We start from the raw sequence: 14,811 nt of genomic DNA, 5'->3' as shown, positions 1-14,811 counted from the left end.
TATAATGGCTTACCACGAATAACGATAATTCAGATTGATACCAAATTTCTGCTCTGTATGCTGACCATTGGCGTAATCCAGTTTTAAATCTGCATGATTACTCGCATTAAAGTCCATACCCAGACCAGCTTCATACAAACCACTATTACCTGCGCCGGCAATACGCATATTACTGTCATCTACAAAAGCATGTCCCAAACTGTTCTTATCATGCAACCAGTAAGCACCTGCATATGGATGGAGCGTTATTTTATTCAGAGCTACTGAAGTTCTAACTGCCGCCCCAAGCTGGCTACGGTAAAAAGTGGTACTACTGTTGTATGCATCTCCAGACAAACGTCCGAATGTCATACCAGCTTTAGGCGTAACTACCCACTTATCTGCCAAGGAAAAATCTTTACCAAGATCTGCACTTAAACTATTACTATGCCATGTTGTGTTATCCATCTTGCTGGCACTGGCTTTCAAATGGCTGTAACGATAGGCAGCATCAGCAAACCAGCCGCTGGTATGGTTCCAGCCAGCATAAATTCCTGCTGTCAGCGCTTTCAGGTTACCATTTTTATAGTTGCCATAAAAATCCACACTGGAATGGCCTTGTCCTACCAAACCCCCTAGATATATCTGATTGTTTTCATTTCCCAGCGGCAGCAGATGATCATAACCTAATTGCAGACTATAAGATTTTTGTTTAAAGCCTGAAGTAGCCAATCCATCATTAGTACCCACACTATCGAAATGGTTATTGGCATAATTACTGTCCAGCCACAGATTATTAGCAACAGACTGATCTTTACGGCGCATAAAACGTGTATTTAACGGTTCTTGCATCTGATAAATATACTGGTTCGCTGCCTGGCGCATACTGATCAATGAATTAGCAAAATCACTGATTTCATACTGCGGTCCATAATGGCTACCACCAGATGAAGCAGCACCATTATCATTACTCAGAATCCAATTATTGCCATTCTGATGGAAGAAATAACGATACTTACCCGCATCAACATAGGGCTGCACCATAGAAAAGGAACCATCACCACCCTCAGACTCCACCAGCGTCACTTGTCCATTCGGTGTTTTGGGGCGTTTGCGACTATCAGACACACTGATTCTATGCTGGCCATGTACCTGACCGTGAATTTCTATTTTATCTGATTTGCCATCAGCCAGACTGGTATTCATATTAAACTGGCTATTATTACCAGTTAAATCGCCATTAATCTTTAGTGTTTTGAATTTCCCATCGTTGCTGAAAGAAACAGACGAATCATGAATATTCAGTTCATCCAGTACACTATTACCGTCAATCAGCCATGATGTACCATTATTTAGATTAAATGTAATCTTAGGTGCCAGAGATGGATCTTGATCGATATAAACTCGTCCTGCTAACGTTGAATTATCTGCAGTTAAGGTAAAGGGCTGAAGCGCAGCCACATCAGCATCACCTATAGCATCATCCTCCGTCGCATCTGCGGGATAATATCGGTGGTCATTGACACCAAGTAGTGCATTTTGGCCAGTCAGGCTACTATTTTTTATATTGAATATATTTTCAGAAGCGTAATCCTGAGTAGATTGTAAGGCTATACCTATTCCAGCCTGTACTTTACTATTTGCAACATCAATGATTCCCCCATTATTGAAAAAGAAAGCTTCGCTGAAGGGATTGGTAAGATTTATTTTCGTATTAGTAACATTGGCTCTAATATTCTTATTACCAATTCCTGCCAATGCAATACCACCATTTCCATAACCAGCCCCATCTATTTCTAAATTATTTATATTAGTTACCGCTTCTTTATTATCATATTCACCACCTAAATAAATTGCTGTGGAAAAATCACTATTTTTGCCAAGATTAATTACAGAATTAGAAATGTCTGCTGTACCCCATCCAATATCATAAGCATTAGAATTTGGCGCAGTAATAGAAAAATCCGCATTTGAATTTAAATAACCGCCATCTAGACTCACGCCAGTAATACCAAACTCTAATTCTTTTGGCTGACCCTGCAAACTAAAATGAACGCCCTTCGGTATCACAAATTTTGTAGTACCTTTTTCTGAATTGAAACGAACCCCTGTATATTCAATATCCTGTCTAAATGGTCCATATTCAGCATTATTCAAAAACGATGAATCAATGATAATTTCAGTGTTTGGCGAAAATTCCACCTGCTGTCCTAAAGTAGTTGATTCTGGTATATAGCCAATATTAAGCACAGTCAAATTTCGAAGATATGTATCCCCAGGAACATCATCTTCATTAAATAATTTTTTAAATTCCTCTACAGTAGGTATGCCATTCCGGTATTGACCCGCAGCAATAACTATTTTATTACTATTATTTTCAGAAGGATTAAACTCGCAGCCATCTATAGCAGGGCATATCGTTACTGCAGCCATACTATAAACTGATAAAGAACTTAGCACTCCCAGCATTAAAGCTTTAAGTTTCGATGGCGGATGAATAGATTTCATAATAAATTAACCTTTATAAACATAAGTATAATATTAACACATAATATACATATAGGGTTAATATATTTTGACATTTACATTTTAGTTAATGTTAACCTGTATACATCACATCCATCTCTCATAATTTCTAATATTTATTTAATATATAGTGAAGAAATTTGAATGCCATATATTGGAACCAACAAACCAAATACCTTAGTTACAGAATAACTCCACTTTTATTCAGCCTGATTGCGCATTCTTTTCAGAAAATACACATATAAAAAAACTGAATCCTGTTATTCACAGGATTCAGTCCTTGCAGACAAGTAAGCTTTGATACTACTTCACTTGTTCAAGACAGTTTATCAATCCAAAATATACTTATAGTTATTATTCTCAGTATATTGAATCTAAATTACAGACCTTTAGATTTCAAACGTGCAGCATGATCCAAATAAATGCTGACTGGATCTGGTGTAGTCGGATGAGCACCTGCAATTTGATTGATTGCATCTAAGTGATCCATCTGATAGTCAGAACGGATAACTTTACCCAAATGAGTACAATAACGGCCAACCAAACCATCATTCTGGTTGCGTTCTTTAGTAAATAAAGCACTTAAGGCAACCAAAATAGCATGTGATGGATCCAGAGTATTTACACCTTCATTGACCACATTTGATTTGATAATACCACTCCAAGAGTAATAGTAAACACCATTGGTTTCCAGTTCTTTACCCTGTCCACCCCAAGTTTTTGGAAGACCTTGTGGATACTTTTTATTGAACTCATTTGTACCTGCAGTAGACAAACTTTTCAGTGAACCTTCAAAATCCTGTGGCAGCAAAGGTTTGGTACTGAATAAACTGATAAATTTCATGAATGATTCAACAATCAGATCAGCAGTTTCACCTACAATCTTCCCAGCAAGAATATCCAGCATCAAATCTGCAATTTCGGAACCAAAATTCACACCATTTACAGAAGTTACAGATGCCACCAGCTCCGGATGAAGAGCAGCCACATAACGGCTGGTAGGCGCACCCTGGCTATGTCCAATCAGATTAACCTTTTTAGCACAGGTTTTTGCCAGTATCTGCTTCACTTCTGTCAGCAACTGTTCACCACGGGTTTCGGTAGTATTGGTTGCAGAAACAGCAGCAGTATAAACTTCACAACCCAGTTTTCTTAAAGATTCAGCAATATTAAAGAAATAGGGATAACCCATAATCCGATCGAAGCCAAACAAACCATGTACAAGTACAATGGGATATTTTGTTTTAACGACTTTACAAGGTTTAGTTATATTTATCATTTAATTTTCCTCACTTTATTTTCTGTTAAATTATTATGATTTAATAATTAACGATGAGATAAAGATATTTATAAAATAAATTCTTTAGTATTATCATCCTCTTCGGGAAGATTCACACCCATCTCAACCGCGAAAGAATAATATCAAAAATAATCAATTAATGCAAATTAAATTGTTATTTAAACTAATTTAAAATAAAAAATTAAAGCGTTATTTATAAAAATATGCAAAAATAATAACTAAAATTATGCATTAGATGTAAAAATCGAATACTATAACAATTATTAATATTTATACTTAGCAATATATGCAATTTAATTTAAATATTTTTTTTGATTAATAACAGCTTTCTTAATTTGAAAATAACAATGAAATATATATTATGTTAATGTTTGAGTTTCTATTAATGCCAGCCGGTAGTGCGTAACCTTCTGCATCAGTATAGACGTATACGCAGTGCCGTTCACCCGACACCGCTTCCTGAATAATTTTTAATTCATCCCATAAAAAAGGTGAGATTTTGAATTTTAACTACCGTATCTATTGGCTATTTTCGTCGGGCTAAAACATGTTATACCTATCCATATCGTACAGAATGATTCTGTTTTCGATACGAACTTCGATTAGGCAGTGTTCGGCATCGTAGTGGCAATACTCTGGGTACCACTGGCGATCTGTCTGCTGTGGGTACGTCCGTGTGCGTCGTAGGTATATTGAAGGCTGCGGGCGTATGGTGGTAATTTGTTTACTTAGTTAATTGTAGTGATGGCTGCGTGTGCCTTATGCGTTGGTTTCGCTTAGAAGCATATTCTTAGAACTGTAGCTGAAATGATGTGTTGGCTTCGGCTACGGTCAATGTAATGGTAATTTGGGAAAGGTGATAAATTAAAAGCAGATTAGCTCTTCAAAATTTATCTTGGCAACCTCGTTCTTTTCCTATTTAGTAGACTATAGTTATAACTTGTTCCATCCAAACCTTAATAAAGTTTTTGCATTCAAGTTTTTATACTAGTGCAAATAATCTTCTTTGGTTAAAGGTTTTTGGGTAGGTGCTGGCGATGTTACATCAGGGGAAAAAAAACCTTTGAGATTCATTCCAATTAATGCCATTTTCATAGAATTTTAGTAGGCGATTTTGAATTTCTTTAGAATCTCCATGCATTCCTGCATACTCTTTTGTATGAATAATTTCTAAGTGGTCTTTTACGGTTAACTGAGGAATCAAAACTTTATTATCTACGGTATCATATCTGTCATCCATTTCCACCAGACCTATTTTTTCAGCTAATGGACCTGTATAAGTGATAATTTTGGACTCCTGTGGGCGTACATTTTTTCGTACATGTTCATCTTGTATAGAAACTAATAACTCTTTAAGTCTGTGTGCAGCTACTGAATAGGTAAACAAAATATTAACCTTATTCAGGTCTACCCCATCCCATTCATCTTTATCACCAAATATATTAAAAAACTCCATCCAATGGTTTTTTCTGGATTGCGCTAATGAATACAATCCCTCTTTTATATAGACGCCGAATACTGTATTTTCTTGACTACGTTGTTTTTTTGTTAACATTTCTTTCCACCTGCTTTGGATTTGGTATTATTTTTTAAATGTTCATCCGCCACAGCTAAGTATTCTTGCCGACGTGGATTATTTAGATAAAGCGTACGAAGTTTTGGTTTTCGGTGCGGCAGTCTTGGTTGCGTCTTTTGTCGAGTAGGTCAGCTGCAGTATCAAAGACAAAATTGTATCAACTTTATTTTTTATGTTTGTAAATTTTTCTGGGATAGTCCAAAATCAACATACCCTTCTGAACTTATAACTAGACACCACTTATTTGATGAATCAAAAAAATAATGATGTTGAGGAATATTTTCAACAGCAAACGCAAGAAAATTATCAAATTGTTTATAAGTTAATTGCACTGCAAAATTTAAAGACGAATCATTTATATAATAAATTACTTTACTTTTTTTTATTTCAGCACATATCTCATTATCATATATGAATTTTTTTATTACCAATACCCAATTAGAATAGTTTCCAAAAAGTTGACTACTTTTATAGTTAATAGTTTTTTTCCAGTCAATCTTTGATCCTTTCCAATTAAAAGAATCAGATAATTTATCTGCAATATCTTCCCAATTATCTATTAGTTTTGGTGGGTCAGATAATTGAGAGATTTTTATTTTGATTTCATCATCAAATGTCATAAATTTCTCCGTGGTTTAGAGGGATGATTAAATAGATTTTGAAGTTTGGTTACTGTGGATTCAGTAGCATTAAATAAGAAATGCTCACCTTTATCTTTTCCGCTAAACACATTTATATGAGCTCCATTTCTTCCATCGTACTCTACTCTAAATCCCGTCTTTCCATCTGCAGTCATCATTCCTACAGGCCTTCCTTTTGTTGAGCCAAATTTTCCTATATTAACTTTTTCCGCTTTAAAACCTTTTTTTTCTAACCATGCTAAAGCTTTATTTTTTGCTTGTTCGTATGATTTTCTAGTTGATCCACATTTCAACCCCCAAGGATCAACCCACATCAATCCATTAGACGCATACTGATACAAATTAAACCCACCCAGCAACCCAATCGGGTCCGGCTGCGTGAATCTGCCTATATCCGGGTCATAGTACCTGAAAGTATTGTAATGTAAGCCCGTTTCTCTGTCTAAATACTGTCCCTGATACCTTAAGTTCTGTTGTATCTGGCTGTGTTCGATTTCCTGTATCGGTTTGCCCCACAGCTGATAGCTGCACGCCCATACAATATGACCAGCTTCATCTAGAAGCATATTTTTAAAACCATCGCTGAAATGAGGATGTCGGGCAGGATGGTGTTGTGGCCACGCCGGGTCTGTTTGTGTTGCAGGCGGCTGTTGCGGTCGTATCTGAATTCGGTGTTCAGTTGTCCCTGACTACGCAGGACTTCGCGATGTAGGCGGTCGCGTTCGATGTCGGTGATGGTGGTGCCGTCCAGGTTGATTTGGTGCAGATGGCCGGAACCGTAATAGAGGTTGTTGAGGGTACGACCATCGGGCAAGGTGGTGGCGATGCGGTTGCCCAGTTGGTCGTACTGACAGCATAACGTCAGAAATGGTGAGTAATTTCGGTTATGCTGCCTGCTGTAAAGTCGGCAGCGTAAACATTTTCAACGGATTAAACGTTATTTTTTCATTTGAATTCTTTAGTTTAATAAAAATGGTTGGTTGGATTAATAATAATATTTTAAGAAAAATTAAAGAGCATATTTTTCCCATTTATTATCAAATTTATCAAATACTTCTTTTTTATCAATTCGCCATTCTTTATTTTTATAAACTAATGTATAACGAAATTGATTTTTAAACTCCGTATGCTGTTTTGTAAGTATAAGTAATTTATTTTTACTTAATTCTTCAATTTTTAAAATTTCTTCATCAGGTGAGTATTCTGGAGGATATCCACAATCTAATGAAACCTGTCTACCGTATTTTCTTTTTTTATCAGTACAATATTGATTAAATATATCATTTAATTCAGATCTCATTTTATTTTGTAAAGGTTCTTCATCTTCACCGTTTTCTATTAACTCAGTAAGAGGTTCACAATAACCTTCCCATTTGTTCATAGCTAAAATAAAATTTTTTAATATTGATACTGCTTCCTCTATATTATTTTTCATTAAACCCTCTCAATTAGCAAAAACATGTTTAAATTGCAACTCACCATTTTGAATTACTTTATAGACAATACCAGTAGGCCTTGTACCACCTCCTTTATATTTAAATTCCCATTCTAAATCTACTGTTCCATTTTCTTTGATATGTTGCCTAACTCTTTTTTCAAAAGCTCGATATCTACCACGATTCACACCTTTTAGTTGAGGAAAAACATTATCTATGCCACCTGAACCTCCTAATATTTTAGCTAAGATATGTCCTGCGTCATCATCCGCATTACCTAATCTTCTAGCCCAAGCTCTTGAAGAAGGATTTGTTGCTGTCCCTGTACCTATATCAGCTTTAGATACTGTTGCTTTTGCTGAAAGAGGCTGACCATGCGATCCTCGGTCAACTTTTACCTTACAAATCCAACCCCACGGATCAATCCACATCAACCCATTAGGCGCATACTGATACAAATTAAACCCACCCAGCAACCCAATCGGGTCCGGCTGCGTGAATCTGCCTATATCCGGGTCATAGTACCTGAAAGTATTGTAATGTAAGCCCGTTTCTCTGTCTAAATACTGCCCCTGATACCTCAGGTTCTGTTGTATCTGGCTGTGTTCGATTTCCTGTATCGGTTTGCCCCACAGCTGATAACTGCATGCCCATACAATGTGACCGTCTTCATCAGTAAGTTCTTCCGGGGCACCGTTGACATCGGTGTGGTAGTACAGCACTTTCTGTTCCGTACCGGTGGTGGTCTCTACTCTGGCTAAGGGTTCATAGCCGCTTTCATCAGTGTAGATATAGACGCTTTTGCTTCTGTCAGTACGGGTTTCCTGAATCATTCTCAGCCCGTCCCACAGGAAACGGGTACGGTTGCAGGCTTTGCCCGCCCGGTCTATCTGGTGTTTTTCGATACGTCGGCCTAAGGCATCGTAGACATAGCCGTAACGTTCGGTACAGTTTAATTTTTCGATACGCACTTCGGTCAGGCGGTGTTCGGCATCGTAGTGGTAATACTGAGTACCGCTGGCGGTCTGTTTGCTGTGGGTACGGCCGTGTGCGTCGTAGGTGTATTGCAGGCCACGAAAGTGGAGTAGCTGGTTAAAGCGTATCAGGTTCTGGTTGTCGGTACTGCTGTCTTCGTTGCGTCTTTTATCCAGCAGGTTGGCAGCGGCATCGTATTGCAGGGTTTCCCAGTAGGCCTGGTTGCGGCAGCTTTCGATACGGCCGGTGCGGTCATAGTGGTAATCGGTCTGTCCTTGCCGGGTATGTTTTTTACTCACCAGCCGGTCGAGGTTGTCGTACTGGTAGCGGCGGTCGGTAAGGATGTCGGGCAGGATGGTGTTGTGGCCACGCCGGGTCTGTTTGTGTTGCAGGCGGCTGTTGCGGTCGTATCTGAATTCGGTGTTCAGTTGTCCCTGGCTACGCAGGACTTCGCGATGTAGGCGGTCGCGTTCGATGTCGGTGATGGTGGTGCCGTCGAGGTTGATTTGGTGCAGATGGCCGGAACCGTAATAGAGGTTGTTGAGGGTACGGCCATCGGGCAAGGTGGTGGCGATGCGGTTGCCCAGTTGGTCGTACTGATGGCTGAGGGTGCCTTGTGCGGTGGTTTCGCTCAGCAGGTTGCCGATGATGTCGTAGCGAAAGGTGATGATGTCTGCTTCGGCCTCGGTCGGTAAGCCGGCTTTTTTGTAGCCGACTTTGATGAGGTTGTCGGCGGGGTCGTACTGGTAGGCGGTGTTGCCATCGGGGGTGTGTTTGCCAATCAGTCGGCCGATGGCATCGCGTGTGAAGCGGTGGGTGATTTCGGCGGGGCTGCCGGCAGCAAAGTGAACGGCACTGACGTTATCCAGCTGATCGTAAGTCAGCTTTTGTTTACGTCCGCCCAGATCGGTCTGTTCGGTTAGGCGGTCGCCGGCGTCGTAGGTGAATTGGTAATGCTCGCCGTTTTCGTTGGTTAATGTAGTCAGCCGGCTATAGGTATCATAGTGAAAGCGGATGCTGCGTCCGGCGCTATCGGTGCGTCGGTGCACCAGTCCGCGCGGGTCCCGATGGTAATGGGTGGTGTGGCCGGCGGGGTCGGTATAGGTCAGTAATTGTCCTGCTGCATTGACGCTGAAGTGTTCTTGGCGGCCATCGGGCAAGGTGGCGCTGATAAGGTCGCCGGCGGCGTTGTACTGGTAGCGGCTGCTGTTGCCGATGGCGTTGGTGATGTCGGTCAGGTTGCCATGGCGGTCGTAGCCAAGCTGGGTCAGGGAGCCGGAGCAGTCGGTATGTTGGATAAGCTGGCCGTTCGGGTTCCAGCGCAGGTATTTGTGCCCACCTCTGGCATCGGTGATTCTGGTTATTTGGCCGTGCTGGTCGTATTGGTAGCGGGTGCGTTGTTTTAAGGGGTCGATGACGGTCAGCAGGTTGCCGCGTTCATCATAGTAGTAGCGCCAGGTGCTGCCGTCGGGGTCGACGCTGATGGTGGGTAAGGCCCAGTGGGGTAACCACTGGGTCTGGGTGGTGCGTCCCAGTGGGTCGGTTTCGGCGGTTTCGCGTCCTTGTTCGTCATAGCTGTAGCGCCATTGTCCACCTTGGGCGTCGGTGACGCTGATGAGTTGTTGGTTGTCGTTCCATTCAAATGCGGTGGTGTGACCAAGGGGGTCGATGTAGCGGGTGATTTGGTAGACTTCGTTCCAGTAATGCTGGCTGATGCGTCCCAGGCTGTCTTTGACGGTGGTGAGGCGTTGCTCAATATCGTAGTGAAAGTGATAGTCTTCTTGTCGCTGGCCATCTGCTTCGGTCCAGTGATGGGTGACGCGCCAGGCGGTTTCGGCGGCATCGGCAAAGTAATCCCACTGGTAGTGGCAGTGCAGGCCGGTGGGCAGGCGGTGGTAGATGAGGCGTCGGCCGGTGTCGTAGGCAAAGGTGCGGGTGTGCCGCTGTTCGGCATCGATGACGTGTTGGAGGTCGCCCTGTGCGGTGTACTGGTATTGTGCCAGTACCCGGCTGTGGCCATTGGCCAGTTGCTGTTTGATGGTGGTGACGCGTTGTGGGTGCTGGGGATGCTGATAGTGCAGGGAGAGGCGGGTGCTGCGGTCGTTGTCGGTGATTTCGATGATGCGGCTGTGGCTGTCGCGGTAAAGAAGGAGGCGGTTGTCGTTGCGATCTTGAAGTGCGGTGAGGTAGAGGCGGTGGGGTTGGTTGGGGTCGGGCTCGAAGAGGCGGTAAAGGCCGTCGTCGTCTTCGATGACCCAGCGGTTGTGCTGGCCACGGCGGATGGTGAGGTTTTCGTTGATGCCGCGCATGCCTTCGCCGGGTTGTAAGGGGTCGATTTCGAGGCGGCGGCCTTGTTCGTTGATATAGACGGCGGCACAGGAGCCATCGGGCTGGGGGGAGATTTCGATTTCGACTTCGAAGCTGACGCTCCATCCGGCGCCGAACATGTTGTGGGTACGGGTGTCGACGCTGCTGTAGAAGCGTTGCCATTGGAGGGGCAGATGGGCGGGGAGGGTGAAGTCGAGCTCTTCGGTGTCGAAGAGGAGTTTGGCACCGGTGGGGAGGTGGACGGGGTGGCCGCGGGTTATCGCTTGTACTATTTTGGTAGTAACAATACTGATACTTGCATCACCAGCCAAGCGTAGAACAAAACAGGATATACAGGAAAAGATTTTGCGGGCATGTCTTAAGGCAGAAATCACACCAATAAGCTGGGCAACGGGATGTTTGCCGCTTTTGATTTCACGCACGACGATGGGCTCACCACCGATGCGTACGTTCTTAGATACTTTCTCACCATTTTCACAATTCTCTGTGACTTTGGCTTCGCAGGTACTGCGGTCGTTACTGCGTACGGCCGGCTGGCTGTTGATGTAGACTTTACTGGAACCTTCGGCCAGATATTCGGTAAAGCTAATAGTGGCTTTGGTATCACCCATCATGGGATCAAAAGCTGCCAAACCTGGGCAGAGCTTATCTGTTTCGCTAGGTGGTTGGTTGAGTTTTTTATTTATATCAGCAAATGAAGATGGGTGTTTAAAGCAACGAATTCCATCTTCTTTTGCAGGAGCCGCCCTTGGATCTGGTGAAGCTACAGTTGGCCTAACCATTTCTTGGACGATATCCCATAATCCACCCAAGAAGTCAGCCGCAACGTCTACAAAACTTTTAGGTTGTTTTGGTTCAGCATTGTCACCCACAAGTTCTTGGTCTTGGTCAATGGTACCAGCAGCCCGAGCAGCTAATCGGTTATTAATCTGGGTATTGGGTGATCCGGTTTCGATTTCTCCATCTTCAGATGGTGGAAATAAACCGCTAACCCAATCTGCTAACTCTGAAATTTTATTGTTACCTCCAGATACTTCCATTACGACACCAAGCATAACACCTAGAGCAAAGCCAGCAAGCCCAGCAGTTGCAAATGTCCCAAAAACTGCAACACTAGCTGCTATTGTGATGGCAGTATAACAAGCCAACTCCACGGCTGCGCCTACTATATCTGCCAGTAATGAGGTATGCAGAAGTTTATCTCCCTTTCGGGCAGCCCAATATGCCTGTCCCATGGTTGCTCCTCTCTCAAATCATTATTTTTTAAATTCAAAATTTTGTTTAATTAATTCCCAATGGGCTAATTCCGCTTCGCCCAAATTGGTATTTTTTACATAACTCATCGCAAACATGGTTCGAGTACCGGGAATAAGACACACCAGCTGATATTGGTAAACTTTTTCTGCACCCTTAATAAACTGGTTACTTAACTCAAATGCCTCAATATTCTGATTTTTTCCGAAACTGATTTTGTTTTTCTGATGAAATTTCAATCCTTTTACAGAGCTTTCAAGTCGTTTTAACTGGTCATCCAGGCTGGATTCAAGCGTTTCCTCTTCTCCAAGTTCGCTGCGACTCAAAACTAATGATGTACCTAAGTTTTTGAATTTTATTATATTTAATGAAACATCTTTAATGTCAGGGTCTGGAATCTGAAATTCGGTATCATTTGTTTGGTATTGCATTAAGTTGCCCTTTATGTTTTTTTATTTTATGCTGGTGGTGAAAATATCTGATTTACTGCACTATCAATATTGCCTTTATCTCCATCAGAACCAGGTTGAGCCGCAGCACTTCCCCCGTCCATATTCAAATCCAGTAGGTTACCAAGTGTATTAATCTGGCCACTTTGTGCTGCCGTGATATTGAAATTTTCACAGGTAATATTAAATTGCCCATCGGCATGGAGCTCCAGTACAGTTTTTCCGCATGACAAGCGTATGGTTGTCCCTGCAGCAATTACAAAATCATTACTGACACTAGTCGATTTATTTTCTCCAATCAAAACCGTGTCATTGGCTTTAACAGCACGAAGACAATCATTACTGATCAAAGTTGTACGGTCGTTGCCTACACTAATGACCTCATCATTGCCAATTGATTTTGTACGATTATTTCCAACAGAATGGCTTTCATCATTATTGACTTCGATACGTTGGTCTTTTTCAGCATGCAGCCAGAGCTCCTCTTGCCCCGGTTTATCTTCAAATCGCAAAGCATTGGCATTATCAGGCCCGCCTCCGATCGAATGGCTGAACATTCCGCTTTGAGTTTTGTTGTCAGGTAAACCCCATGCTGGCATGGTATCAGCGTTGTACACTCGGCCAGTGATAATTGGTAAATCCGGATCACCATTTTTAAAATCAACAATGACTTCCTGGCCTATTCGCGGTATCTGCATACCACCGAATCCCTTACCTGCCCACGGCTGTGTAACACGTACCCAACACGAGCTGTTTTCATCCCACTGGCCGTAACGATCCCAGAGAAATTGCACTTTCACTCGGCCATATTTGTCTGTCCAGATTTCCTCTCCTGCCGGACCTGTCACAATGGCACTTTGCGGGCCATGGGTATGTGGTTTTTTTATAGTACGCTGCGGACGGAAAACTTCACTGGTTGGTAATAGTTCAAAACTTGTGTTGTATCCGAAATGTTGTCCCTGACCACTGTATTCCCCCATATCCTCAATCACAAGCGCACTTTCAACAACCAGATATTCTTGATTTGCTTCAACTGTAGGGCAGTTTTCTAAATTGAAAGTACAGCCTGTCACTAGGGTACGTATATTGCCACTGCCATATACTCGGCTGCCTAAAGATTTCTGCGCTTCCATACGTACTTTAGTCAGGAATTCGCCTTCATCTTTTTCAAAATAATCACCAGGCCATTCATAATGCTCATAATCAGGATGCCCAGTCTCACGTGGTTTAGCTACTGTACTTGTAAGTTTGGCTTTTGGTTTCTGAAAATCGAAATCATCTAATACCCATTTACCGGTACGTAGGGATTCTTTCGCTGCAATAGTATGGATAAACTCTTCATCCAGCTTTAAACCCTGCTGATGAAAACTTACAGATGCAGCTCCGGGACAAGGTTGATGAGAACCAATAGCATCGACTAACACCAGTTTATGACTACCAGCACTATGTTCAAAGAAATAATATATACCGAATTCTTGCATCAAACGTTGCAGGAAATCATAATCGGTTTCACCATACTGAACCTGAAAATTGCGCTTCGGATAAGTTTCAGTAAGTCGTTTTTCCATCTCAAATGGATATTCACTTAAAACTTCATCGATAATTTCTACTACACTTTTATTCTGAAATATCTTGTAATCACTGGTACGGGTAGCCAGCTCTAGCCATGGCTCAAGACGCAGCTCATAAACCACACCCCGTCCCTGATGCCCCACAACGCGAGCAGCCGTAACCAACCCGCTGATATAGCGTTTACTACCGTTTTCAAGCTCTATATCAACAGTCAGATCCTTGCCTACCATTGATTTTAATGGCAAATTAGAACTAGGCGCGAAGTAGCCAATATTTAGCTTATCAGGAGTCTTAAGTTGAATGGTGTAGCTAAATAACTCACTTAAAGTTTCTTGTCCGTTCATACTGGCAAAAGTAAGCATACCAGCAGGGACGGCAGCACCACTGACATTCACTGTCCGTGTACCGCCACTGCTTCCACCAGTTACAGCATCCACAATATCCTGTGCACTAACTGGTACCGAACTACCTGCTACTGCTGCCTGTGCTGCTTTCATCAGTGGAGATGCTGTCCCTATGCTCCCTATAGCCTCCATTGCGTCTGTAGCTGTATCTATGGCTTTTTTAGTTTGAGCGATAGTCGAATTAGCTTTTTCTGCCAATTTGTCCGCCACCTGTTCAACACCATTTTGCACCAGCTCTCCAATATCTGGAGATACTGTTTGGTTGCTTACAAACCCAGGTGTACGGGTAAGTGAATTCACCGGCAGAAGCTGTTCATCTGACTCTGGTTTTATACTCATGGTTTTTCCCCATCATTATTGCGCCATAGATT

10 protein-coding genes are annotated in these 14,811 nt (G+C 42.3%); all 10 read right to left on the bottom strand.

Annotated features, from left to right (window positions below):
* Positions 1-9 precede the first annotated feature (9 nt).
* The 10 genes from ABU615_RS07430 to ABU615_RS07385 all read right to left on the bottom strand — a co-directional run bounded on the left by ABU615_RS07430 (position 10) and on the right by ABU615_RS07385 (position 14,779).
* Complete coding sequence (locus ABU615_RS07430; protein ID WP_370388765.1) at positions 10-2,487, bottom strand: autotransporter outer membrane beta-barrel domain-containing protein; 2,478 nt, start codon at positions 2,485-2,487, stop codon at positions 10-12.
* Positions 2,488-2,884: 397 nt separating this feature from the next.
* Positions 2,885-3,784, bottom strand: coding sequence for a triacylglycerol lipase (locus ABU615_RS07425; RefSeq protein ID WP_100141403.1), 900 nt, complete (start codon positions 3,782-3,784; stop codon positions 2,885-2,887).
* A gap of 1,066 nt (positions 3,785-4,850) precedes the next feature.
* Complete coding sequence (locus tag ABU615_RS07420) at positions 4,851-5,360, bottom strand: hypothetical protein (RefSeq protein ID WP_370388764.1); 510 nt, start codon at positions 5,358-5,360, stop codon at positions 4,851-4,853.
* Positions 5,361-5,551: 191 nt separating this feature from the next.
* The gene (locus ABU615_RS07415) at positions 5,552-6,001 is read right to left on the bottom strand and encodes a hypothetical protein (protein WP_367489948.1); all 450 of its coding nucleotides are present in this window, start codon (positions 5,999-6,001) and stop codon (positions 5,552-5,554) included.
* Complete coding sequence (locus ABU615_RS07410) at positions 5,998-6,588, bottom strand: RHS repeat domain-containing protein (RefSeq protein WP_370388763.1); 591 nt, start codon at positions 6,586-6,588, stop codon at positions 5,998-6,000. The genes ABU615_RS07415 and ABU615_RS07410 overlap by 4 nt, the downstream gene beginning before the upstream one ends.
* Entirely contained in the window at positions 6,579-6,836 is a 258-nt protein-coding gene (locus ABU615_RS07405) for a hypothetical protein (RefSeq protein ID WP_367489954.1), read from the bottom strand. The genes ABU615_RS07410 and ABU615_RS07405 overlap by 10 nt, the downstream gene beginning before the upstream one ends.
* 195 nt (positions 6,837-7,031) lie before the next feature.
* Positions 7,032-7,457: an NTF2 fold immunity protein gene (locus ABU615_RS07400; protein ID WP_267409085.1), complete on the bottom strand. Its 426-nt coding sequence runs from the start codon at positions 7,455-7,457 to the stop codon at positions 7,032-7,034.
* A 9-nt stretch (positions 7,458-7,466) separates the two neighbouring features.
* Positions 7,467-11,996, bottom strand: coding sequence for an RHS repeat-associated core domain-containing protein (locus ABU615_RS07395; RefSeq protein WP_370388762.1), 4,530 nt, complete (start codon positions 11,994-11,996; stop codon positions 7,467-7,469).
* Positions 11,997-12,017: 21 nt separating this feature from the next.
* A complete protein-coding gene (locus ABU615_RS07390; protein ID WP_370388761.1) occupies positions 12,018-12,446 on the bottom strand; it encodes a DcrB-related protein in 429 nt (142 codons plus the stop codon).
* 26 nt (positions 12,447-12,472) lie between these two features.
* Positions 12,473-14,779: a type VI secretion system Vgr family protein gene (locus tag ABU615_RS07385; RefSeq protein WP_370388760.1), complete on the bottom strand. Its 2,307-nt coding sequence runs from the start codon at positions 14,777-14,779 to the stop codon at positions 12,473-12,475.
* Positions 14,780-14,811 lie beyond the last annotated feature (32 nt).

The sequence above is a fragment of the Snodgrassella alvi genome (assembly GCF_040741455.2).
Taxonomy (GTDB): Bacteria; Pseudomonadota; Gammaproteobacteria; order Burkholderiales; family Neisseriaceae; genus Snodgrassella; species Snodgrassella alvi_E.
This window is presented reverse-complemented; position numbering and strand designations above follow the sequence as displayed.

Excerpts from the sequence above, each read along its gene's own strand:
- ABU615_RS07390 (WP_370388761.1), bottom strand. The coding sequence starts at position 12,446 with ATGCAATACCAAACAAATGATACCGAATTTCAGATTCCAGACCCTGAC.
- ABU615_RS07395 (WP_370388762.1), bottom strand. The coding sequence starts at position 11,996 with ATGGGACAGGCATATTGGGCTGCCCGAAAGGGAGATAAACTTCTGCAT.
- ABU615_RS07385 (WP_370388760.1), bottom strand. The coding sequence starts at position 14,779 with ATGAGTATAAAACCAGAGTCAGATGAACAGCTTCTGCCGGTGAATTCA.
- ABU615_RS07430 (WP_370388765.1), bottom strand. The coding sequence starts at position 2,487 with ATGAAATCTATTCATCCGCCATCGAAACTTAAAGCTTTAATGCTGGGA.
- ABU615_RS07425 (WP_100141403.1), bottom strand. The coding sequence starts at position 3,784 with ATGATAAATATAACTAAACCTTGTAAAGTCGTTAAAACAAAATATCCC.
- ABU615_RS07400 (WP_267409085.1), bottom strand. The coding sequence starts at position 7,457 with ATGAAAAATAATATAGAGGAAGCAGTATCAATATTAAAAAATTTTATT.
- ABU615_RS07415 (WP_367489948.1), bottom strand. The coding sequence starts at position 6,001 with ATGACATTTGATGATGAAATCAAAATAAAAATCTCTCAATTATCTGAC.
- ABU615_RS07420 (WP_370388764.1), bottom strand. The coding sequence starts at position 5,360 with ATGTTAACAAAAAAACAACGTAGTCAAGAAAATACAGTATTCGGCGTC.
- ABU615_RS07410 (WP_370388763.1), bottom strand. The coding sequence starts at position 6,588 with ATGCTTCTAGATGAAGCTGGTCATATTGTATGGGCGTGCAGCTATCAG.